This window comes from Paraburkholderia sp. RL17-337-BIB-A (genome assembly GCF_046025895.1).
Taxonomy (GTDB): domain Bacteria; phylum Pseudomonadota; class Gammaproteobacteria; order Burkholderiales; family Burkholderiaceae; genus Paraburkholderia; species Paraburkholderia fungorum_C.
Window position 1 is genome coordinate 3,651,005 of sequence record NZ_JARESY010000001.1, and the last position, 21,468, is coordinate 3,672,472.

The 21,468-nt window shown below is 58.6% G+C and carries 17 protein-coding genes and 4 pseudogenes; 13 read left to right on the forward strand and 8 right to left on the reverse strand.

The window, feature by feature from the left end; genetic code table 11:
• Positions 1-33 precede the first annotated feature (33 nt).
• Positions 34-291: pseudogene (locus P0D84_RS16360) on the reverse strand (methyl-accepting chemotaxis protein); the annotation flags it as partial.
• On the opposite strand from P0D84_RS16360, the pseudogene P0D84_RS16365 reads away from it, so the two are divergent.
• Positions 291-438 (forward strand): annotated as a pseudogene (locus P0D84_RS16365) (ATP-binding protein); the annotation flags it as partial. The pseudogenes P0D84_RS16360 and P0D84_RS16365 overlap by 1 nt on opposite strands.
• The gene (locus P0D84_RS16370; protein WP_408338001.1) at positions 435-653 is read left to right on the forward strand and encodes a hypothetical protein; all 219 of its coding nucleotides are present in this window, start codon (positions 435-437) and stop codon (positions 651-653) included. The pseudogene P0D84_RS16365 and the gene P0D84_RS16370, both read left to right, overlap by 4 nt.
• Before the next feature lie 107 nt (positions 654-760).
• Here the strand turns inward: P0D84_RS16370 and P0D84_RS16375 are convergent, their stop codons facing one another.
• The gene (locus P0D84_RS16375) at positions 761-1,300 is read right to left on the reverse strand and encodes an ISAs1 family transposase (RefSeq protein ID WP_408338003.1); all 540 of its coding nucleotides are present in this window, start codon (positions 1,298-1,300) and stop codon (positions 761-763) included.
• A gap of 1,378 nt (positions 1,301-2,678) precedes the next feature.
• Here P0D84_RS16375 and P0D84_RS16380 point away from each other — a divergent pair.
• From P0D84_RS16380 to P0D84_RS16400, 5 genes are all read left to right on the forward strand, one after another.
• Positions 2,679-3,782, forward strand: coding sequence for an integrase domain-containing protein (locus tag P0D84_RS16380; protein ID WP_408338005.1), 1,104 nt, complete (start codon positions 2,679-2,681; stop codon positions 3,780-3,782).
• Between the two features lie 206 nt (positions 3,783-3,988).
• Positions 3,989-4,426: a hypothetical protein gene (locus P0D84_RS16385; RefSeq protein ID WP_408338007.1), complete on the forward strand. Its 438-nt coding sequence runs from the start codon at positions 3,989-3,991 to the stop codon at positions 4,424-4,426.
• A 223-nt stretch (positions 4,427-4,649) separates the two neighbouring features.
• Positions 4,650-5,522: a hypothetical protein gene (locus P0D84_RS16390; RefSeq protein WP_408338009.1), complete on the forward strand. Its 873-nt coding sequence runs from the start codon at positions 4,650-4,652 to the stop codon at positions 5,520-5,522.
• 2,124 nt (positions 5,523-7,646) lie between these two features.
• The gene (locus P0D84_RS16395; RefSeq protein WP_408338011.1) at positions 7,647-8,732 is read left to right on the forward strand and encodes an IS630 family transposase; all 1,086 of its coding nucleotides are present in this window, start codon (positions 7,647-7,649) and stop codon (positions 8,730-8,732) included.
• A gap of 80 nt (positions 8,733-8,812) precedes the next feature.
• Positions 8,813-9,088: a hypothetical protein gene (locus P0D84_RS16400; RefSeq protein WP_408338013.1), complete on the forward strand. Its 276-nt coding sequence runs from the start codon at positions 8,813-8,815 to the stop codon at positions 9,086-9,088.
• A gap of 21 nt (positions 9,089-9,109) precedes the next feature.
• Here P0D84_RS16400 and P0D84_RS16405 read toward each other — a convergent pair whose 3' ends face one another.
• Positions 9,110-10,405, reverse strand: coding sequence for a methyl-accepting chemotaxis protein (locus P0D84_RS16405; RefSeq protein WP_408338015.1), 1,296 nt, complete (start codon positions 10,403-10,405; stop codon positions 9,110-9,112).
• Between the two features lie 78 nt (positions 10,406-10,483).
• Between P0D84_RS16405 and P0D84_RS16410 the strand changes: the two genes are divergently transcribed.
• Complete coding sequence (locus tag P0D84_RS16410; RefSeq protein ID WP_408339938.1) at positions 10,484-10,759, forward strand: hypothetical protein; 276 nt, start codon at positions 10,484-10,486, stop codon at positions 10,757-10,759.
• Positions 10,666-11,709: pseudogene (locus tag P0D84_RS16415) on the forward strand (ISL3 family transposase). The gene P0D84_RS16410 and the pseudogene P0D84_RS16415 overlap by 94 nt, the downstream one beginning before the upstream one ends.
• A 41-nt stretch (positions 11,710-11,750) precedes the next feature.
• Here P0D84_RS16415 and P0D84_RS16420 read toward each other — a convergent pair.
• A pseudogene (locus P0D84_RS16420) lies at positions 11,751-12,044 on the reverse strand (Tar ligand binding domain-containing protein); the annotation flags it as partial.
• A 269-nt stretch (positions 12,045-12,313) separates the two neighbouring features.
• Between P0D84_RS16420 and P0D84_RS16425 the strand changes: the two are divergent.
• On the forward strand, positions 12,314-13,414 hold the full coding sequence (locus tag P0D84_RS16425) for an MraY family glycosyltransferase (RefSeq protein ID WP_408338017.1): 1,101 nt from the start codon (positions 12,314-12,316) through the stop codon (positions 13,412-13,414).
• A gap of 65 nt (positions 13,415-13,479) precedes the next feature.
• Here P0D84_RS16425 and P0D84_RS16430 read toward each other — a convergent pair whose 3' ends face one another.
• Genes P0D84_RS16430 through P0D84_RS16445 form a run of 4 tightly spaced genes read right to left on the reverse strand, consistent with a single transcriptional unit; the run spans position 13,480 to position 18,208 of the window.
• On the reverse strand, positions 13,480-15,366 hold the full coding sequence (locus P0D84_RS16430; RefSeq protein ID WP_408338019.1) for a polysaccharide biosynthesis protein: 1,887 nt from the start codon (positions 15,364-15,366) through the stop codon (positions 13,480-13,482).
• A gap of 12 nt (positions 15,367-15,378) precedes the next feature.
• The gene (locus tag P0D84_RS16435; RefSeq protein ID WP_408338021.1) at positions 15,379-16,401 is read right to left on the reverse strand and encodes an MraY family glycosyltransferase; all 1,023 of its coding nucleotides are present in this window, start codon (positions 16,399-16,401) and stop codon (positions 15,379-15,381) included.
• An 8-nt stretch (positions 16,402-16,409) separates the two neighbouring features.
• Positions 16,410-17,366 (reverse strand): UDP-glucose 4-epimerase family protein, encoded by a 957-nt coding sequence (locus tag P0D84_RS16440; protein WP_408338023.1) that lies wholly within the window; start codon positions 17,364-17,366, stop codon positions 16,410-16,412.
• On the reverse strand, positions 17,363-18,208 hold the full coding sequence (locus P0D84_RS16445; RefSeq protein ID WP_408339860.1) for a glycosyltransferase family 2 protein: 846 nt from the start codon (positions 18,206-18,208) through the stop codon (positions 17,363-17,365). The genes P0D84_RS16440 and P0D84_RS16445 overlap by 4 nt, the downstream gene beginning before the upstream one ends.
• Positions 18,209-18,750: 542 nt before the next feature.
• Between P0D84_RS16445 and P0D84_RS16450 the strand changes: the two genes are divergently transcribed.
• Genes P0D84_RS16450 through P0D84_RS16460 form a run of 3 tightly spaced genes read left to right on the forward strand, consistent with a single transcriptional unit; the run spans position 18,751 to position 21,439 of the window.
• Positions 18,751-19,740 (forward strand): GDP-mannose 4,6-dehydratase, encoded by a 990-nt coding sequence (locus tag P0D84_RS16450; RefSeq protein ID WP_408338025.1) that lies wholly within the window; start codon positions 18,751-18,753, stop codon positions 19,738-19,740.
• Positions 19,741-19,786: 46 nt separating this feature from the next.
• Positions 19,787-20,488, forward strand: a complete 702-nt coding sequence (locus P0D84_RS16455; protein WP_408338027.1) for a sugar phosphate nucleotidyltransferase — start codon at positions 19,787-19,789, stop codon at positions 20,486-20,488.
• Between the two features lie 3 nt (positions 20,489-20,491).
• Positions 20,492-21,439, forward strand: a complete 948-nt coding sequence (locus P0D84_RS16460; RefSeq protein ID WP_408338029.1) for an NAD-dependent epimerase/dehydratase family protein — start codon at positions 20,492-20,494, stop codon at positions 21,437-21,439.
• The last annotated feature ends 29 nt before the right edge of the window (positions 21,440-21,468 follow it).

Below are 21,468 nucleotides of genomic sequence, written 5' to 3' on the forward strand. Positions count from 1 at the left end.
CTTATGCCGCGCTTGGGGAGCGCGACCCTCGCGTCACCAGGCCATCTGAAATACGCCCACGGCGTCGCGCAAGATCGTCGCCTGCTCTTCCAGCGATTTCGCCGCCGCAGCCTCTTCTTCGACGAGCGCCGCGTTGTGTTGCGTGACTTCGTCGATCTGCGAGATGGCCTGGTTGACCTGCTCGATGCCGTCGCTCTGTTCGAGCGCGGAGGCCTCGATCTCGTTCATCACGCCGGTCACGCGCTCAACGGCACTCATGGCTTCATGAATCGTCTTCTGCGCGCCGGACATGTGTCGTCTCGCTGGTGGACCGGCTGGTGCATCGCGCGGAAGTCGTCGCGATCGAAGGCGAGTCGTACCGGGTGAAGGAAGCACGTGAGCGGGCCGAACTACGCGAAGAAACGCACCGAGGCCCGGGCGGAGAAGAAGAAATCATGAACGCCCTCATCCATCTGCCTTCGGGCATCAGCGACGGACTCGACTTCATGATCGACAGGAACTGGTCTCCTGCGCAGGCGCTCGCCGTGGTTGAGCTCCTCGCAGATCTGCAGGCGCGAATCTGGATGCACTACCAGGTCGAACTGCATGAGTTGATCCGCGAGCAGCGCGTACTTCCCGACCATCCTCATCCGAGCGACATGGATCCATTCTGACTACGGCCTCGCACCCCCTGGGGGCCAGATGGCCCCACGTTGTTGACTCTTTTACTCAACCTTGCGCCGCTGCACCAGCACGTCGGCCTGCTTTTGCAGGGCGAGCGCTAGCGTTTTTTTTGGCAGTGCAACGCGTCCATTGTGAAGACCCGCCCCTGTAGCCCGAGCGATTCGATCAACGCCTGCGCGGCCGGAATCTCATTGGATTTTTCCGCCACCTCGACATGTCCCGGCACAATCAGGCCCTGTTGATCAAAGGCCGAAACGATATGCCGGGCCGTCATATCCTCCAAACGTGAGGCGCTGCCGCGCAGCGCCTTGCCGTCCAGCGCGATGAACTGCCGCCCCGGCGGCGCGCAAACCTGTTTCTGCGCGAAAGCACGCACTGTGCTTTCCAGATCGTCCTCGTCGAGCTGGAGCAGAAATTTCCGGATGCCCACCCAGCTCGGCGCCTTGCGCCAGTCCGTACCGAACAGCTCGTTCAGCTGTGCACGCCGCTCGCCAATGAACACCTCGATCGTCCTCAGCGAATTCGCGCCTGCCATCAGCGACATCACGATCGCACACAGCAGCGGCTCCAGCGCGTAGCGCTTGCCCTGCGCCCGCCGTGCGTCACGCAGCTCCGAAAATACGCCTCCGAATATCATCCGTGTTCCCGCCGTCTTGTTTGGACGGTCACAAAGTTAACACGGACGAACGGAAGTTAACAACCCTGGTCAACCAACAAGCCGGCGGTCGAGCCCGTCAGGCGTGTTGACGGGCGGGCAACCGACTTGGAAAACGCCTGATTCGGGACAAGCCTTTAGATCTGACCGGCTGTCACCTTCAGGTCGCGATGTGTCGCTTTTTTGCTACACTAGCGCGCACACTCTTGCCAGCTGGCTTATTTGTATGTTTGAATTAAGCCATTGCAGCACATGTTTTAAAAATAGCCCTTCACTGGGCATGACTCACCGGTTCCCGCCTGTTGCTCGGTGGACGAATTGTAATATGATTGGCACGATGGACACTTTTGCCCATCCTTGCGAAATAAACGAGTGGTCGCGGTTCATCTGACGGTCACGGATCATAAAAGCAAAAGCTGTGCTGTTACGGCTGGATGACCATCAAGATTGCAACAGCATGCCGGCGAGTTTGCGTGCGCCGAACCTGTCTGCACTAATTTTCTCAGCAAAATGGACGTGAGAGACACAGCCATGTGGCTCTTCAACCGTCCAGACGTGAATCTTGGGTAGCAGCCGGGCCGCATGCACATGTGGCGGGCACGCATCGTTATGGCTGGAGCGATCCTGCCTGACAGCGTATCTATAGAACTCTCCAGACCGCCTGCGTCAGCCGCAAGGTTGCACTGCTTGCTGCGGTCGATAAACTCTCCGCTTTAAACCGTCGGTATCACGTTGGGTGTGGCCCATAGCCGCGGCCCGGATGGTCATACGTTGCTGCATGTCACCGCTTTTGCGGTAACGCGACTGACCGTCCGGCTGCCTCAGCTTCGAGCCCCGCCTTGCACCCAGCGTCTTCATGCCGTTACTGGCATTTCTCCGAGCCCTGTCGCACGCAATCACTCCTCTCAGGACACGTTGTGTGCGTTCCCGTGCGGATGTCTCGCACGCACCCGCGGCTCCCTCCGACCCCCAAGCAGACATTGCACTGAGAATCTCAAACCGGATCTCGCCGGTTCTCCCAACTTAACTCCAGATTCCCCTGCACATCAGCTACCCATCACCAGCAACCGCAATCCCCGCACGGCAGTGCGCTCCCCCGCAACTCGGGGAGCGCCATCTCTGCCATTGGCACCCGCGGCCCCAGAGCAAATACGCACGACCTTCGCGCACCTGAACTGCATCTGTTTCCCGCTGGGTGGGTGAGTGTTCCCAACCAGCGCTGCCCCGGATCGCCTGATGACCACTTGCACGCTGCCTTGCCCGCTTCACCCGCTTCACCCGCTTCACCCGCTTCACCCGCTTCACCCGCTTCACCCGCTTGACAAAAGTCTCAAGCACACCCCAGTGCCCCATGCAATGCATGGGATTGCTGACCGCCCGAGGCGCCTTTCTCGGTAAGGATGCGCATGGGCGCGTCCGCACACTTTTTGACAGGAGCAGAACAATGAGCTGGTACTCCAACTATTTGCATGAGATCGGATGTGGCAAGCGCAGAACCCAGGGCGCATTTGCAAGCCTTCGAAATTCGATGTGCGAAGCCGGGGCATTCGCCCGCTTCATGCGGACCCTGGATATCAAGCCGAAGCGCGTCAAGGACACCCCCGCATTCGCGATTTTCCTGTATATCCAGCACTGTGTCGCACGCGGCGTTGCGCCCGGCACCGTGCGCAACACCGCCACGGAGCTGCGGTGCGCGCTCAGGCGCGCTGGTCGCAATATTGACTACCTGACGAACTCGGCCATGGGCCTTTCGTCGCGCGACCGCAATGGGCAGAAAAGGGCATTAATGCCATCTGAAGTCGATGCCTTTGTCGCCCGCGCCGCGCGCCTGAACACGGGCTTCGCACTGCTGATCATGCTGCAGCGTCTGCTGGGACTACGCCGGCTTGAAGGGCTGCGCAGTGCACCGGATCTTCAACTCTGGCTTGACCGCATCACTGCCGGCAGCCACACCGTGTCCGTCACCCGCGGCGCAAAGGGCGGCAGGCCGCGAACAGTCACCATCCTCATGCAACGCCGCGAACAAACGATCCATGTACTGCATTCCGCTGTCGAGTACTGCAACGCAAATGGTGGCCGACTGATCACGGGCCGTCGCAACTCCCTTGAGAGCGCCCTGAACAGACTGAAGGCACTCTACACCGCCATTGGCATGACAGGACAGACGTCCTCACATGCAGCGAGGTATACATACGCGCAAGACAAGGCCCTTGAATATATCCAAAGCGGCATGGAGGAGCATGCGGTACTCGTTCATGTGAGCGCGGACCTTGGTCACGGACCGTCCCGTCAATCTTTCACGGCTCGCGTGTATCTGCGCGGAATTCTCTCGCATTTCTCGAGAATCATGCAGGGAAGCCGTTTTATGGGTTGCGCAAGATACCTGGACGAAGTCCTGAACGACCAGCGGAGTCCGAATTCTACCGAGAAGACGCGCAGAAAATCTCGCTGGGGAAAAAAGTGAAACCGGTAAGTGATAGTGCGCGCGTGCGATGCCATATCGATGTCAATTTATATTATATGGAATCCTCTTCAAGCGAAATCAGACATACCCCACTGACAGCACCCCAGTTCGCTTTCCTGAAAACGACGCACCGATCATTAGCGTGATTACCTTGACCTTACCAATCACGTTCACGCGACGCACCCCAACCCAAGGAGCCTATTGCCATGCATTACCCTGAGCTGACACAGCAGATCGCCCGCATTATCAACGCTTACTCGCGTGACGGCCAGTTCGCCCGGCTGATGGATCCCGCATGGGAGATCTTTGAAGCGTTTATCGCAAGTCAGCACGCCGCTGACCTGAAAAGCCTGGATGAAATCCCGACGTCGCTTTTTGGGCCGTTCGTCGCCCACTGCAAGGCCTCGCAGATGCCCGACTCGCAGCTTTTCATGGTTCTCGCCGCGTTGCGCACGCTGCTGATCGTCGCAGGTCGCGATCAGCGCGATCTTGCTGGCCTCGTCGCCCCGCGCAAGCGCAAACGAGTGAAAAACGCCGACGGCGGTACCTATCAGTTTGGATATTTCCCCAAAGACGCTGGCGCAATCCCGGAAAACGTTGCGACGGACACCAGGAGGAACAGCTCGAACGATCAACCTCACTAGCGATGAAAAGCGATGACTATGGCTACCCACACAGCAGGACCGCCATGAAAAGCGGCACCGCCAATTCCAGCTCGCGGGGGCCGCCAGGCCCGATGGCTGTCGACAGCGCTGCATTAAAACGACGTCCCAACGAATACATTGACCATCGCTGCGCCCCCAGCCAGAAGGGGCGGGAGCCGGCGTCAGGTCTGTTGCCAACAATCCAACTTACCCACTGCCACAGATGGAACGACAATACATTCTTCTAACCGCACCGACCACGACCAATAACCTCGAAACGACCTGCTCACTCGCACAGGCACATTTTGGCGGGCAAGTAATAGCCGTCGGCAATCAGCGTGGCAGCACCGCAAATGCTGAACCCGACACACATCGCTTCACCCCGGCTCGCTTCGACGAAAGCTACAGGAAGCTTAGCTGCACATCCGGCCGCGCTATCCTCTGCGTTGCCCCCGCCGGCTTCGACGCGCTGTGTGAATTTGCACGCCAAACACCCGGAACGCTCGGCGACCTTCACAGCATCATCATCACACTCACCCCTCGCGCAGAATCCCAGAGTGGCGCAATCACACAGATCGCGAAGCTGACCGAAGCGGGCATGATGCCTGAACAACTGCGCATTCTGCGCACCGGCGTCCCGGCCATGAAGTCGGGGCACGAGAGCACGGAGTGGTTCGAGATCCTCGATAGCTACCTCGCCCAGAATCCACAATTCGTGAACTGCAACGCGAACGCCGTCATACAGGAATCCACTGTAGTCTCTGCACTGGAGCGGGCCCACTTTGCGATCGGTGACGCCATGCGCGAGTCCGTCAACTATGAGACGTTGCTGGCTGATGCTCATAGCCAGGGCGCGGGCGAGGGTGAACTAGCCGGGCTGGTCGACCGGATGATTCTCCAGAGGCGATTCCAGGCACTCAAGCCCGCACTCACGCGAGCGCTCGAGATGGTGCTGCCGCAGGCCATCCCGTCTGTGGCCTCCCACGAGCAAGCTGGCGAAGAACGGGCTGCCAAAGCAGCCGCCAGCGAAGTCGTGCCGGAGTCGACATCGTCGGGGCACTTCGCCGACGAACCACTGGGTTTCAAGCCGGTGTAGTTCCGCTGACTTACCGGGGCGAGACATGTGAAGTGGGCACGTGCGCCCGCAAAGATGAAGCAAATCCGGAGCGCGCGATTTTGCCGCCCTCCGGATTACGGCTGACACTTGTACTGCCACACCAGCTGACCCACAGGGATTGCCCGCAAAACGTTGCTCGTCCACCGCGATCATCTTTGATGAGCTCGTGGTGGACGCCGACAATCATGATGGCAAGACAACCCGGCATGCAGCTTGGCGCTATCCGTCGGGGCGCTATCCGTCAGGGGCCGCCTCATCGAGGTCCTCCACGTCAACCCGGATCCCGGGACGCGCAGGAACGGCGCCATGGATGGGCGATCGTGAAAGGTGCACGGTAAGCTGGTATTGAAAATGAAGATGCGGCATGCGTATGCGATGGATCGCAGTATGGACGACGCAGAATGAAAATTCAGCAAGAGATAGGCGGAAGGATTCATATGACCATCCGCCCACACCGTCTCGGGTGTGGGCATAACGCGGGTGGCAGACTACAACCTATTTTTTCCTACGCAGCCATCGCGTGACGACGACCAGCGGCTGCACGCAGTCAAGGAATACCGCAAGACATTCTGTCCAGAAGACATGCCGGTAGAAACCAAATTTTCGCATGTGTATTTTCTCGCTTGAGTTGGTGAAAATGTTGCGCACTACGGCCGCTAACGGATCTGACCGTTGCACATCTTCTCGCAGCGCTCCAGACAATCGTGCGGCACCACGTCCGACGCTGGCAATGTGGGAGGGGAATGTACAATCCATAACACTATGGCGACGACACCACTGCTTAATGTTGCTGTCACGATGGCGAGCAATGGGAGATCGATATCACCGCTATCGGATGGGAAGACACATTCAACCAGTTTTCTTAATAAATTCATTCGGATTCCATTTTATTGAGAATGAAAATGAGACTATTGCGCGGCACAACAGACGGACAGCAGCCGCAACCTCAGTCTCCCTCATGAATAACTGAGTGCAAGCTTCATCACGAACGCGTGTCGCCGGAAACTCGATAGGCAGGTTGGCGGGTTAAAATAACCCTGGTCTTTACGACTGTTCGCCAGGGCGCGCATTACCGGGATCGAGGCTTGATGCAACCCATCACGAGAACGACCCGCTCGCCCCAGGAGCGGCGCCAGTATGTGCGAAAAATGGCGGTATCCACATTTGCAATAGCTCTCCTCTGAGGTGCCAGTCCGGAAAACACCATCAACCTCAATGAATCCGCCCGAAGGCAGCCTTCCGTCCGCCCCGAGCGCCTCCTATTCCAGGTGGATGATCGGCACACCCATCGATTCATTCAAATCTGGAGGGCGAGTATTGCGACACTACGCGAATGCCCCCAAAACCAAATGCATAACACGCATCACGCTCAAGGTCGATGATTTACTCATCGCTAAGCATTCCTACGTTTCGACTGACCAGAAACCTGTCGCGACCAAGACATGTTGCAATCGTGTCGGCTGGCACAGCTCCCTCTTCGCGAAGCAGTGTGATGATCTCCAGACGCGCGGGGGCTAACATCGCCAGCAAGTGTTCTGTGTCTTATAAAAAACAAATTCAGGTCGCGAGGTCGATCATCGCGAAAAGCGGTGGTGGGTAGATTAATTGTGCCCAAGGGCGCACAGGCGACGGTGAGAAAACTCATGGTCACGCCTTCGCGCAAAAGAATCGGGGCTAGCCGCAGGGTCTCGAGCGACCAAGGTCGAAGTGCTGCACGGCATTTGAATCAATGTGTCCAGGGGTCCTTCGTCACGCTGATCGGCTCAAGGAGCCGGCAAACCGGCGACGATGAATGATATTGACATCTCCGGCAGGCTCCGGTCGAGCGGCGGCGAGATCGAAATGGGAGTGCACGCCGCCTCGAAATGGATCACGCGCGGAACTCGCGTCGTGACCCGGGCTCACGTATTCGCAGGAAGGCCGGTGCCGTTTGAGCCGATGAATGTAACCAGCAAGTGATCCGTGGCGCACTCCCGCGTGTGGCCTGAGCGCGGTGACGCGGACACGGATCCGAAGCACTAGTGTCCCGAGTTAAAAATTCATTGCCTTATTTGCGTTGTGTACTAACCTGGGTTGCAGGGTTCGCAAATAAGCGAGGCGACGATGAGAGGAAGACCGAAGGCGCCACTGGTCTTGAGTGAAGCGGAGCGCGAACAGCTCACGGCGCTGACAATGCGGCGCAAGACCGCGCAGGCGCTGGCCTTGCGCGCACGCATTGTGCTGGCCTGCGCCGAGGGCATCGACAACAGGACGGTCGCGACAAGGCAGCGTGTCACCTCGCATACGGTTTCGAAGTGGCGTTCGCGATTCATCAATCACCGCGTGGACGGGTTGCTCGATGCACCGCGCCCGGGAGCACCGAGGACGATCGAGGACTCCCAGGTAGACGCGCTCATTGCACGCACGCTTGAGTCCGTGCCCGCGGGAGCGACCCACTGGAGCACACGCACAATGGCCCGCGAGATGGGGCTGTCGCAGACGGCCGTGACGCGGATATGGCGTGCCTTCGGGCTTCAGCCACACCGGCAGGAGACCTTCAAGCTCTCCAGCGATCCATTGTTTGTGGACAAGGTGCGCGATATCGTTGGGCTGTATCTGGACCCACCGCTCAAGGCCATGGTGTTGTGCGTGGACGAGAAGAGCCAGATCCAGGCGCTGGACCGCACCCAGCCTATGCTGCCGCTGGCCCCGGGCATCCCTGAGCGACGCACGCACGACTATATGCGCCACGGCACGACCACACTGTTCGCGGCGCTGGACATCTCTACGGGCGAAGTCATTGGCGAGCTGCATCGACGTCATCGCAGCAGTGAGTTCCTGCAGTTCCTGCGCACCATCGAGGCCAACGTGCCTCCCCAACTGGACGTGCATCTGGTGATGGACAACTACGGTACGCACAAGACCTCCTCGATCAATACCTGGCTGGCTCGCCATCCGCGTTTTCATGCGCCTTTCACCCCGACCTCTGCTTCGTGGATTAACCAGGTCGAACGATGGTTTGCCACGCTCAGCGAGACATACATCCGCCGTGGCACTCATCGCTCCACCCGGCAACTCGAACAGGCTATTCGCCAATACATCCAGATCAACAACACTGATCCGAGACCTTTCAACTGGACCAAATCGGCCGACGACATTCTCGCCAGCGTCAAGCGATTTTGTCTGCGAATTTCTAACTCGGGACACTAGAGAGTCGATCTGTTTCCGAGCCTGAACGGCCGGCCCGTTAGCGGGCACTTACTCCCGGGGGCAAGCCGCAGAAGCGGACGATGACGCGTGATTATGCTGAACCGAATTTTCCACTACTCGATGAACCGTCTCGATTGAGGTCGCACCAACGCTCGTCGAAAAAACTTTTCGCACCACTGCGAATCTCAAAAAGCCAGGGTGGCACGAAATCGCGGCTCCAAAAATCCGGCACTGCCGGGCTCAATGCGCACGATTTCGGTTGTGCGCTCAAGAACAGCATGATCGCCGAGTATCGCTGGGCAAGGGAGTTGCGCACTTGTCCTTTGGTGACGGTGGCTTTTCTGGAAACGCGTTAGTGCGGCTTTGTAGGTCAGACGCTAATCCTCTACCCGAAACGCCGTAACTGCATCCCGCAACGCAACCGCGTGCTCTTCCAGCGATTTGGTCGCAGCAGCAGCCTCTTCGACGAGCGCGGCATTGTGCTGTGTGACCTCGTCAATCTGTGAGACCGCCTTGTTGACCTGTTCAATCCCGTCGCTCTGTTCGAGCGCTGACGCCTCGATCTCATTCATGACGCCCGTGACGCGTTGAACCGCGTCCATGGCTTCGTGAATCGTCTTCTGTGCGTCGGAGACGAGCGATGCCCCCTGCTGTACCTTGGAGGCCGATTCGCCGATCAATTCCTTGATCTCCTTCGCAGCCGAGCCGGAGCGCTGCGCGAGGCTACGCACTTCTGAGGCGACAACGGCAAAGCCGCGCCCCTGTTCCCCCGCGCGAGCTGCTTCGACGGCCGCGTTCAAGGCGAGGATATTGGTCTGAAACGCAATCCCCTCGATCATGCCGATGATTTCGGCCACCTTCTTCGACGACTCGCTGATCCCATTCATCGTCTCAGTGACACGCGACACCACGGCGCCACCACGCGTCACCGTATCTAACGCACCCTGCGCTAACAAGTTCGCCTGCTTCGCGTTGTCGGCATTCTGCTTCACGGTCGCCGAGAGCTGCTCCATGCTCGCCGCGGTCTGTTGAAGTGCCGCCGCCTGCTGCTCGGCGCGTGACGACAGGTCAGCGTTGCCCGAGGCGATCTCGTTAGCGCCTTGTGTAATCGCCGTCGTGCTGCCGCGCACCTTGGATACCGCCTCGACGAGGCCGTCGCGCATCTTCGTCAATGCGCTGAGTAACTGGCCCATCTCGTTGCGCGACTTGCTTTTGATGGAGATCGTCAGATCGCCCGCGGCAATGCGCTCGAAGTGTTTAATGGTTGCATTGACCGGCTTGATCACCGCAGCAGACAAACCGACCCGCGCCATCACGCCGATCACGATAGAAATCGCGCCGATCCCCGCGAATAGCAGCGTAGCCAGTTGGAACTGCTGGGCTCCCGTCTCAGCCTGCTTGCGTTGGCTTTCCGTCTGCAAGCGCTGCAGCGTGTCGATGGCCTTCGAATAGGTCGCGTAGAAGGCGTTCGCCGTTTCGCCCTGGATGTTGCGGAAGGTATTGAAATCGAAGTCGGTCAGCGCCTTGAATTCAGGCTCAATTGCCTTATCGACGAGCGCGCTGCGCGCCTGCTCGACGTTCTGCGCGAGCTTCTTTTCGTCTTCGCTAGCGAACGGGCCAGCCATGTAGTTGGCAAAGTCGGATCTTCGCGGAAAAGTGTGATGGTTTTTCATGATCAAAACGTCGGAGAACCGATCTGGGAAAGGGTTTGCGCGTCTTGATGGCCTCGCGAAATCGGGCATGATTTCGCGATGGCTACTTCACGCAAACTCAAGCGTCTTTCCGACGCATACCGGTTCGACGGTTTCCGTCCTTGCGAAGCGCTGCGCGGTGTCTTCGGTGATCGCATGGCACGCGTCGTCACGCTGGTTCGGCGCTCAAAAAAACGGCCTGCAAGGGATGTGGTCGACGGTGCTCGATCCACGATCGCAGGGTGCGTCGCGTTCGAGATCTGCCGAACGGCGATGTACGGATTTACCTCGAACTCGAAGCTCGTCGGGTCCGCTGTCGATGCGATGGCAGCGTGAAAGGCGAACGACTGAGCTTTCTGGCGGACAACCCTCACTACACGAAGCGCTTCGCGTGGTACGTCGGTCGTCGCTGTCGCGAGAGCACGGTCAAGGACGTGGCTGACGAACTGCAATTGCACTGGCACACGGTCAAGGACCTCGAGATGCAGTACATGCGGGCGCAGCTGGAGCGGTTCGGCACGCCCGGGCCGAAGGTAATCGGTATCGACGAGCTTTCGATTGGCAAGGGACAGACGTACCGCATTGTTGTGAGCGACCTGATACGGGGCCGTGCGATCTGGTTCGGTGGCGAAGATCGAAAGGAGGCCAGCATGCATCAGTTCTATGACTGGCTTGGCGAGAAAAAGGCCCGCGGCATCCGGATTGTCGTGATGGACATGTGGCGGCCGTTTTAAAACGTCGCGCAGGAACGCGTGCCGCATGCGGCCATCCTGTACGACAAATTCCACGTCATAAAGCAGCTCAACGAAGCCCTGGATGAAGTGCGCAAGAGCGAATACGCTCGCCTGCAAGGCGAGCAGCGGCGCTACATCAAAGGCCAGAAGTACGTTCTGCTCAGTCATCGCGAGAACCTGTCGATGGAAGGCAGGGACTCCTTGAAAACGCTTCTCGCAGCGAACCGACGTCTGAACACCGCGTACCTGCTCAAGGAGTCGTTCGGGCAGTTGTGGGACTACGAGCGCGAAGGCTGGGCACGTCGCTTCTTCGAGAATTGGAAATCCAGCCTGAGGTGGCAGCGTTTGAAGCCGTACGAGAAGTTTGCCGCGATGGTCGAGCGTCATTGGGACGGGATTGCTTCCTATTGCAAGCCAGAGAACAAGGTGCCGCTCGGCTTCGTTGAGGGACTCAACAACAAGATTCGGGTCATCCAACGACGCGCGTACGGATTGCGAGATGAGGAGTATCTGCGCCTGAAGATCCTCACTTGCATGCTGCCTCGAATCTGAAAAATGGCGATTTTTCATCACACTTTTCCGCGAAGACCCGCAAAGTCTTTGTTCGACTCGACCAGCACCTTATGCGCGGCCGGCAACAGGTCGTCGGTCTGCTTGCCCACGCTGAAGAGCGTCTGATAAGAGCCGAGCGCGAGCTGCACTTGCAGCAGCTTCTCGGAACTGGCCTTCAGATGCGACAGCGCCACGGCGCTGTGCTGCGTTTCGTCGAGGCTGCTATTCGCGAGTTTGAGCGCGCCATAGCCGACGCCGATCACGGTCAGCAGGAAAACGACGAATACACTGATCACTAGCGTCAGGCCGCCACGAATGGTGATGTTGTTAAGCATTGGTTCTCCGGAACGTCTCATTGATCGGCGGCGAACCCCGTGATGCATCGGCGATCGTCTTTTTCGCCGGCAACTTACACTTCGCCGAAACCAAGTTAACGGCCCTCGCGGGACCTCCCCGCATAGGTGGAATCCATGACAGGCATGGCTTTGCGGGCTGTTAAAGCTTCACTATCTGGGATTTTTCTCACACTTGATGCAAATGCGGCTTTTCAGGACGGCATGCGTTTCGTTTGTATAATTCGGCGTCTTCGCTCAGGCCCACTTTCATGCTTAGTTTTGCGCTCGGCTTCCTCGTTTCACTGCTGATCACGCTGTTGATCGTGCGCTATGCGCATCTGCATGAAAAATTCTCCACCGATACCGATCTGGCCGGCGTGCAGAAATTCCATGCGCGCCCGGTGCCGCGCATCGGCGGGACCGGGATTCTGGTCGGCCTGATCGTGTCCGCCGTGCAGTTGCATCATGCCTATCCCGCGGTGTCGGGCGGCATCTTGGGGCTGATCGCGTGCGGCATGCCGGCGTTCGGCTCGGGATTGGTCGAGGATCTGACCAAGCGCGTGTCGCCCCTCGCGCGGCTCGTTTGCACGATGGCGGCTGCCGCTCTCGCCTACTTCCTGCTGGATATCGCCGTCACCCGTATCAGCGTGCCGCCTTTGGACTTTCTGCTGTCTTATGCGGTGATCTCCTGCGCGGTCACGGTGCTCGCCGTCGCGGCACTCGCCAACGCGATCAATATCATCGACGGCTTCAACGGCCTTGCCTCGATGGTCGCGTTCATGATGTTCGCGTCGCTCGCTTACGTGGCGTTCCAGGTGTCCGATCCGATCGTGCTGTCGGCGTCGTTCATGATGATGGGCGCGGTGCTCGGCTTCTTCATCTGGAATTTCCCAGCGGGACTGATTTTCCTCGGCGACGGCGGCGCGTATTTCATCGGCTTCATGCTCGCCGAGTTGTCGATCATGCTCGTGATGCGCAATCGGGATGTGTCGGCGTGGTATCCGGTGCTGCTTTTCATGTACCCGATCTTCGAGACCTGCTTCTCGATCTACCGGAAGAAGTTCATTCGCGGGATGTCGCCGGGGATTCCCGACGGCGTGCATCTTCACATGCTGGTTTATAAGCGGTTGATGCGCTGGGCGGTGGGGGCTAGGACTGCGCGGGAGTTGACGCGGCGAAACTCGCTGACGTCACCGTATCTCTGGTTGCTGTGTCTGATTGCGGTCGTGCCGGCGACGTTGTTCTGGCGGCATACGCTGCATCTGTTCTGTTTTGTGGTGGTGTTTGCGGCGACTTATGTGTGGCTCTATATGAGCATCGTGCGGTTCAAGTCGCCGAGGTGGATGGTGGTGAGGAAGCGAAAGAAGTGAAAAAAGGCGCTCAGGCGCCTTTTTAAATGCATGCCAACAACGGGAACCCGTATCGCGTGTGAGCTCTAGGAAGCCCGCGTGACTGATGTAACGTTGCCAACACTACGCAACGCCGGTGCGGCGGCGGGTTGATATTCCGGCACCCAGCGACGCAGGTCGCGGCGCACTTCGTCGTCGCTCAACACCCGATGCTGCATAAGCCACGGCAACAACTTGTCCAACAGATCATCCGACACTTCACGCGCGCGTGCAGTCCGCAACTTAGGATGTGGCGTACGTGTCGTCGTTTCGTCGCAAGCCAGCAGTTCTTCGTAGAGCTTTTCGCCAGGCCGCAGACCAGTAAACACGATCCGAATCTGCTCCTCGCTAAAGCCGTACAAGCGTATCAAATCGTGCGCGAGGTCGACGATCTTTACCGGCTCACCCATGTCTAGGATGAAGATCTCGCCGCCATGCCCCATGCTCGACGCTTGCAGCACGAGCTGCGACGCTTCCGGGATGGTCATGAAGAAGCGCGTGATCTCGGGGTGCGTCACCGTGACAGGGCCGCCCTTCGCTATCTGCTGCTGAAACTTTGGAATGACACTGCCGGCGCTACCGAGTACGTTCCCGAACCGAACTGTCTCGAACTGTGTACGCGAGCTGGTCTGCTGCAAAGCCTGGCACGCCATTTCCGCCAAACGTTTGCTCGCCCCCATGACGTTTGTCGGATTGACTGCCTTGTCGGTTGAAATCAGCACGAAATGCTTCACGTCGTGACGAATCGCCGCGCGACCCACTCGGTAGGTGCCAAGCACGTTATTACGCACGGCCTGCCATGCGTTCTGCTCTTCCATTAGCGGGACGTGTTTGTACGCGGCCGCATGAAATACGATGTGCGGCGTGTGTCGTGACATCACCTGGTCGAGCAGCAGCGAGTCCTTGGCATCGCCAATAACCGGAATCACCGACACGCCTGGAAAACGCTCGCCCACCTCTTCAGTGAGCCGATAAATCGCGAATTCGGACAAGTCATAAGCAATGAGTTGAGCCGGTTGGAAGCGCAAGATCTGGCGGCACAATTCGGAACCGATGGACCCGCCTGCGCCGGTGACCATCACTATCCTGTCATGCAGCAGTGCTTCTACATGGGGCGTATCGATATTGATCGGATCACGGCCCAGCAAATCTTCGAGGTCAATCTGTCGCACGCGCGATAGAAACGCCTGACCTTGCGTGACATCGGTTAGCGCAGGCAGCACGAGCGCCCGTACGCCGGCGCGAACACATAGCGTCGCTACACGCCGCTGCACATCCACCGTAGCGGAAGGAATGGCAATGATTGCGTATTCGGTCTTCAGCGTCTCAGCCAATTGCGGCAATTCGTTTATCGAACCGAGTACTTTGTAGCCATAGATCTCGCGGCCGTGCTTGGAAACATCGTCGTCGAGCAGACCGACGAGACGCCATTCGCTGGAGCGCGACAGTTCGCGGGCGAGACTCGCACCCGCATTGCCGGCGCCGAGCACGACGACCGGCTTGCCCTGTCCAACGAGCCCACCATACAGATAGAACTCTTTGGTCGCACGGTACAGCGCGCGTGATCCGCCCATAGCGAGAAACAGGAATAGCGGTGACACCATTAGCACCGAGCGCGGCACGATCGGCATAGGTTGAACCATCACCGAAACAACCATGGCGACGAGGGCCCCAGCGATGACCGCTTTCGATATACGTACGAGATCCGGCAAGCTCGCAAAGACCCACATGCCACGGTACAGGCCGAAGATACGGAACATGACGCCGTAAGTCGGCAGGACCCAGAGGAGCGAGTGGATCGCACCGACCCGGAAGTCTTCCGGAAGCAGGCCGTTGAAGCGGATGACGTACGCAATCAGCCAAGAGGTGGCGACCGCGCACAAATCGAAAATGAAAGCGCTGCAAGACAGCCAGGTGGCCTTGTTTCTTAGCATCAGCGTCATACCTCAGTTATCGGACAGTGTTGATTGGAAACGACGCCAGCGCAAATCGACCAAAGCGCCCGCTGTGCAGAGGACGGCGATCCAAACGGCCAGCACACACGACTGAAAAATCACCGAGCGGCCAAGCGCACAACAAGCAAGCATTATGCCAGCTACCATAAGTACATACCACGTCAAAGCTGTCTTGGCGTGTCCGATCCCGGAGCGCACCATACGTTGATAGTAGTGCTCGCGGTGCGCTTGCCAAAATCTTTCGCCGCGGAGCAGCCGTCGTGCGAGCGTGACTGACGCATCGGCGATAAAGGGCGAGAAGATCATTGCGGGGAACCAGATCGGCCATTCGCCGCCGCGCCAGCCCCAGTAACCGAGTGCGCCCGCAAGGAAGCCCAGCGAGATCGAGCCGGCATCGCCCAGAAAAATCCGCGCCGGATAGAAGTTGAAAAGCAGGAACCCGACGGCGGCCGCCGCTATGGCCGCAGACGCAAGCGCCAATTCAGCCATCGGATGGTTGCATATCAATGCGGCAATCGCATAAGCAGAAAAGCCAAACAGCGCCATTCCCCCCGCGAGACCGTCAGCACCGTCCATAAAATTATAAAGATTGACCAGCCAAACCATCAGGACTGCCAGCATGCACAGCAGCCACCAAGGCGCTGCAGCCGGGAAAAGTACGACAAATAGGAGGACGGCTGCAAGATGCGCCACGAAGCGCAATCGGGCAGGCAGGCCGCGCCGGTCGTCAACCTGCGACACGGCCGCGAGAAATGCGGTCGCGAGCCCGGCGCACCACAAGGTCGGCGCCATCAGCAGCATGATCACAACGACCACCGGGACGATGCCCCAGCCGCCGACGCGCGGCGTCGGCCGGACGTGTAGCGAACGGTCGTTCGGGACATCGGTTGCCAGACGCCATGCGAGGCCAGTTTTCAGCAATGTGAAAAGAATAGTCGCACACAGGCACGCGGAGACGACCGCCACAATCAATGTGATCGCCCACGGGGAAATTTGGAGCGCTTGAAGATCCATAAAGGGTTTCAGTGTGTCACCCGATACCACTCGGCCGTGGCGGCGAGCCCGTTGTCGGATGAAATGGGCGGATGCCAGCCCAGCACTTCGCGAATATGCGTCGTGTCCACGCGCATGCTGCCCGTCAGGCGGTCGATCTGTGCCGTACGGCCAGTCAGCTTCCCAGCAAGGCGCAGCAAACCTAGCGGAACCGGCAGCAGGCGCGCGGGCTTGTTCATGTGGCGCGCAAGCGTCCGGACGACGTCCGCAACGGTCGAGTCGGTCGCATCGGCTATATGGAAGCATTGGCCTGCGGCGCGCGGATCGGTCGCGCAATGCGCCAATGCGTCCGCCAGATTGCCGACGTAGACCATGCTGCGCCGAGCATCGATCGCGCCGAGTGGCAGCGGTGTGCCGCGCCAGACGGCGTCTAGCAGGCGCAGAAAGTTAGCTCGCACTTGCGGGCCATATACCAGCGGCGGGCGGGCTATGACGATCTCGAGGCCTGTTTGCTGGCCGAAACGTGTCAACGCCTGTTCCGCAGCGAGTTTCGAGCGGCCATAGGCGTCCTCGGGATGCGGCGGATCAGATTCTCGGAGCGGTCGGCCAGGGTCGCCTTCGGCGGTTGCCTTAATGCTGCTAACGAAGACAAAGCGCTTTGCACCGTGCTCATGGGCCGCGGCGGCCATGCGCAGCGCGCCGTCGACGTTGGTCGCGCGGAAGGCGGAGTTCGGGTCGGCCGATCTGTCGTTCATGATGTGGACACGGGCCGCCAGGTGGACGACGCAGTCCGGTTGCAGATGCGCTGGCCAGGCGTCGGGTAGCTTGTCGAAATCCGTGTCGCTGTGAACCCACTCGTGCATGCCGTCGACACAACCGCCCTGTTGACGCACCAAACCCGTTACAGTGTGGCCAGCGTCCACCAGCACGTGCCCTAGCGCGCGCCCGACAAAGCCATTGGCCCCACTCAGCAACATGTGACTCATAGCCATTTCCAGCCGAAGCGGTTGAAGAATTTACATGCGGAAGTGGCGAACATCCGAATGTGCGCGGCTCCCTTACGCGCGGCTCCGCCGCCGTGGTGCAGAACCCGAACCGCGGGAGCATAGACCACACGCGCGAGTTCATGCGTTCGCAAGCTGAGATCATAGTCCTCGAAGTAGAGGAAATAGCGCGGATCGAATCCCGTAAGAGTTTTCAGCAAATTTGTTCGAAAAAGCATGAAGCAGCCGCTGACGATTGGCGGATCCCAAACGACGTCGCGTTCATTGATCAGGTCTCGCATTTCGTAAAACGCAAGACGCGCCGAAAAGAGTTCTCGGATACGACCCGGCATGAATCCTCTGATCAAAAGGTCGAGCAAGGTCGGATAGCGGCGACACAGGTACTGCAGATCCCCTTTGTCATCGCCGACACGTGGTGTCAGCAGTCCCGCTTCGGGATGTGCATCAAAAAAATCGAAAGCTTGCACCAACGCACTTCGATCTATATCGATGTCCGGATTTAGCACGAGATGAAACCGGCTCTTGGCGCGTTCTATTGCCAAGTTGTGGCCACGGCCGTAGCCAACATTTCCATGGCCGCTGATGATCGTTACGGCGAAATCGTCGCGTCTCAGCTTACCCAGATCGGCGTCGACCTCGGACAAACCGCCGTTGTCGACCACAAACAACTCCATAGGTGCATTGGACCTCCGGAGCTCCAATGCATCGCAGGCCGTTCGCAGGCTCTCTAGGGTGCGCACGAGTTGCGCAGGGTCCGGCTGATAGACGACGACCGATACGGACAGAACATTGGGTTCGCCTGACGGCGCGCTGGAAGCATTCATGGAAAAAGACAGCGTGCCTCTCTTGGTAATATTTTGGAAATGGTGGGGCCGCAACAAATAGGAAGCTAATTTGAAACTGCGAATTTCGGCAACCCGGCTGCCCTCCAGCTGCCTTGACAACCTGCAAGTCTACCAAGGCTGCGCTTCATATCGTGAAATCGTCGGAGACGGCACTGCATATAGCATCGACTGCTCGATATTTTCCACTTGCACGAAATTCGAAATCCGTTCAGCCGTTTTGATATGCAACCTGCGGGCAATTACCGATTGGCATTGCTCGATGGTACTTTTTCCCGGACGCCATGCGAACAGGAGCTAGAACAAACCCCTCGGTCCTGTCAAATTTCACAACCGGCCGTCTAGCCGTCGATTGACTTATTTGTTGGAGCAAGCAGATACGGTTCACAATTAATTCTGCGCCGACGTTCTATCGCCGCGCAGTCATGTTAGCGCACGACTGTGCGATTGCCCGCGACTATCGAGGGTAGTCTTCGTGCGTCGTTTGTGAGAATATTCGGCACATGCATATACAGAGAAGAGTCATGCTGACTGGACGCAAATATCTGGTTACTGGAGCCGGCGGATTTATTGGCAGTCACCTCGTCGAGGCGCTGGTGCGCGCCGGGGCTGATGTCACCGCCATGATAAAGTACGGCTCCTCGGCGAGCTGGGGTAACTTGGACTTCGTCGATGACGAAGTCAAGGGGCAATTTCGAGTCATCGCAGGCAATGTAGATGACGGCGACTTCGTCTTCCATACAGTCGAAGGAATGGATGTGGTCTGCCATCTCGCCGCGCTGATTGCGATTCCCTATTCGTACGTCGCGCCGCGCAGCTATGTTCGCACGAATGTCGAAGGAACCCTGAACGTAGTAGAAGCAGCCAGACGACTTTCTGTTGGACGCGTCGTTCATACGAGCACGTCGGAGGTGTACGGCACCGCCATGCGGGTACCGATCGACGAATCGCATCCGCTGCAAGGGCAGTCGCCCTATTCGGCATCAAAGATCGGCGCCGACAAAATTGCCGAAAGCTACTATCGATCGTTCAATACGGGCGTTGTCACGCTGCGCCCGTTCAATACTTTCGGCCCGCGACAATCCGCGCGCGCTTTTCTCCCGACGATCATTGCGCAAGCGGCAACGCAAGACGACATCCGGCTCGGATCGCTGACCCCGGAACGCGATATGACGTTCGTGACGGATACGGTCGCCGGATTTATCGCCGCATCGACGACGCCCGGAATCGAAGGCGAAACCATCAATCTCGGCACCGGGTCGACCTATACCGTTGGACATTTCGCGCAACGGATCCTCAGCCTGATGGGCGTCAGCCACAAGCCAATTGTGCAGGAAGCAGCGCGCATGCGTCCGGAAAAGAGCGAAGTTCTCAAGCTGGTTTCCGACAATTCGCGCGCGGCCCAGTTGATGGGATGGATGCCTCGCGTCAGTCTGGACGACGGCCTCATGCAGACTATCGAGTTCGTGCGGAAGAATATTCACCTGTACCGCCCGACCGTGTACACGGTATAAGCCGTTCTCACCTGCTGATCTGGAGTCTTTTATGAAAGCTGTGATCATGGCCGGCGGCAAGGGCGCTCGCCTCCAGCCGTATACCGCGTTGTTCCCCAAGCCGTTGATGCCACTCGGCGACATGCCCGTCCTGGAGCTGCTGCTGCATCAACTGCGGACGGCGGGCATTACGGAAGTATTCCTGGCCGTGAATCACCTGCACCACCTTATTCGTGCGTTTTGCGGCGATGGTTCACGCTTTGGCCTCAAGCTGGATTACAGCCTCGAGGACAGTCCGCTTGGCACTGCAGGACCGCTCGGCGGCTTGCTCGACAAGCTCGACGGCGACTTTATCGTCACCAACGGTGACCTGCTGACGACGCTTGATCTTCGCAAACTGATTGACGATCACAGTGCGCAAAATGCAGCTGCGTCCATCAGTGTGTACGAACGCGAGGTGAAGATCGACTTCGGTCTGGTCCAGACTGACGCCGAGATGCGGTTGACGGGTTACCTCGAAAAGCCGGTGTCGCGACATCTCGTGAGTATGGGGCTGTACGTTCTCAATCGTGACGCGATCGCTCCGCACGTCAAGCTTGATACTTATCTGGACATGCCGGACCTCATGAAGGCTTTGATCGCAGAGGGAAAAACGGTGCACTGCCATCGACAGCCGGACAGTTTCTGGCTCGACATCGGCCGCCCCGACGATTACGCCACGGCGCAACAATTGTTCGCCGAGAAGCGCGAACTGTTCCTGCCTGCCTGAGCAATGCGTGTACTTGTTACAGGCGCGAGCGGCTTTGTCGGCAGCCGCGTTGTCGATCAGCTCGTGCGACGCGGTGCCGAGGTCGTTACCGTAGGTCGGCATGTCACGGCAGCGAGTCCGAGCGACCATCGAGTGCTTGCCCGCGCGGATGACGCAAGCGAAGTGGAAGCGCTGGTGGCCCAGGTCGCCCCTCAATGCATCATTCACCTGGCCGGCGCTTCATCAGCGGAGTGCCTAGCCGAGCTATATCGCGTCAACGCGATATTTGCGGCGAACCTGTTGAGGGCAGCGGCGTTAGTCAAGCCTAATCCCCATGTTCTGCTGGTCGGAAGCGCGGCTGAGTATGGTCCTGTGCCGGACGCCGATCTGCCCGTAACTGAAGCGTTCCCCTGCTCGCCGAATACCGCATATGGCATCACCAAGCTTGCGCAAACGCTTCACGGCCTCACCGCGGCAGCAGCCGGATTGCCAGTAACAATCGCTCGAGTTTTCAATCCGATCGGACCAGGCATGTCGACTTCGCTCGCGCTCGGGAGTTTTGCCGATCAGATTGCGCGTCTACCATCGACGGGCGGGACGCTTCGTACAGGCGATCTGGACGTCGAGCGAGACTTCATCGATGTTCGCGAGGCTGGCCGCATTCTCGTGGAACTGGCCTTGAATCCTATTGTAGAAAGCGGAATCGTCAACGTGTGCACGGGCATCGGATCACGCCTGCTAGACATCACACAACGATTGATTGCCTGCTCGGAGTCCCCCATACAACTCCACTACGAGAGCAGCCGCAAAGGGAACAGCAACGTGCGGCGGTTCATAGGATCACCGGCAAAACTCGAATCTCTGGGACTGTCGGTTGCCTGTCCTGATTTCGACAGGCTCTTGCCGGCCATGCTGGCGCAGGCGCAGTCGGACGCCATGAACTCCGACGCACAACCCACCGCAGCGAACTAAGACTTTTCCGCGCTGCGGCACCGATTGTT

Bases quoted from the DNA above. Each gene is read 5' to 3' on its own strand.
- P0D84_RS16370 (WP_408338001.1), top strand. From the start codon at position 435: ATGAACGCCCTCATCCATCTGCCTTCGGGCATCAGCGACGGACTCGAC.
- P0D84_RS16375 (WP_408338003.1), bottom strand. From the start codon at position 1,300: ATGATATTCGGAGGCGTATTTTCGGAGCTGCGTGACGCACGGCGGGCG.
- P0D84_RS16380 (WP_408338005.1), top strand. From the start codon at position 2,679: ATGGGATTGCTGACCGCCCGAGGCGCCTTTCTCGGTAAGGATGCGCAT.
- P0D84_RS16385 (WP_408338007.1), top strand. From the start codon at position 3,989: ATGCATTACCCTGAGCTGACACAGCAGATCGCCCGCATTATCAACGCT.
- P0D84_RS16390 (WP_408338009.1), top strand. From the start codon at position 4,650: ATGGAACGACAATACATTCTTCTAACCGCACCGACCACGACCAATAAC.
- P0D84_RS16395 (WP_408338011.1), top strand. From the start codon at position 7,647: ATGAGAGGAAGACCGAAGGCGCCACTGGTCTTGAGTGAAGCGGAGCGC.
- P0D84_RS16400 (WP_408338013.1), top strand. From the start codon at position 8,813: ATGACGCGTGATTATGCTGAACCGAATTTTCCACTACTCGATGAACCG.
- P0D84_RS16405 (WP_408338015.1), bottom strand. From the start codon at position 10,405: ATGAAAAACCATCACACTTTTCCGCGAAGATCCGACTTTGCCAACTAC.
- P0D84_RS16410 (WP_408339938.1), top strand. From the start codon at position 10,484: ATGGCTACTTCACGCAAACTCAAGCGTCTTTCCGACGCATACCGGTTC.
- P0D84_RS16425 (WP_408338017.1), top strand. From the start codon at position 12,314: ATGCTTAGTTTTGCGCTCGGCTTCCTCGTTTCACTGCTGATCACGCTG.
- P0D84_RS16430 (WP_408338019.1), bottom strand. From the start codon at position 15,366: ATGCTAAGAAACAAGGCCACCTGGCTGTCTTGCAGCGCTTTCATTTTC.
- P0D84_RS16435 (WP_408338021.1), bottom strand. From the start codon at position 16,401: ATGGATCTTCAAGCGCTCCAAATTTCCCCGTGGGCGATCACATTGATT.
- P0D84_RS16440 (WP_408338023.1), bottom strand. From the start codon at position 17,366: ATGAGTCACATGTTGCTGAGTGGGGCCAATGGCTTTGTCGGGCGCGCG.
- P0D84_RS16445 (WP_408339860.1), bottom strand. From the start codon at position 18,208: ATGAATGCTTCCAGCGCGCCGTCAGGCGAACCCAATGTTCTGTCCGTA.
- P0D84_RS16450 (WP_408338025.1), top strand. From the start codon at position 18,751: ATGCTGACTGGACGCAAATATCTGGTTACTGGAGCCGGCGGATTTATT.
- P0D84_RS16455 (WP_408338027.1), top strand. From the start codon at position 19,787: ATGGCCGGCGGCAAGGGCGCTCGCCTCCAGCCGTATACCGCGTTGTTC.
- P0D84_RS16460 (WP_408338029.1), top strand. From the start codon at position 20,492: ATGCGTGTACTTGTTACAGGCGCGAGCGGCTTTGTCGGCAGCCGCGTT.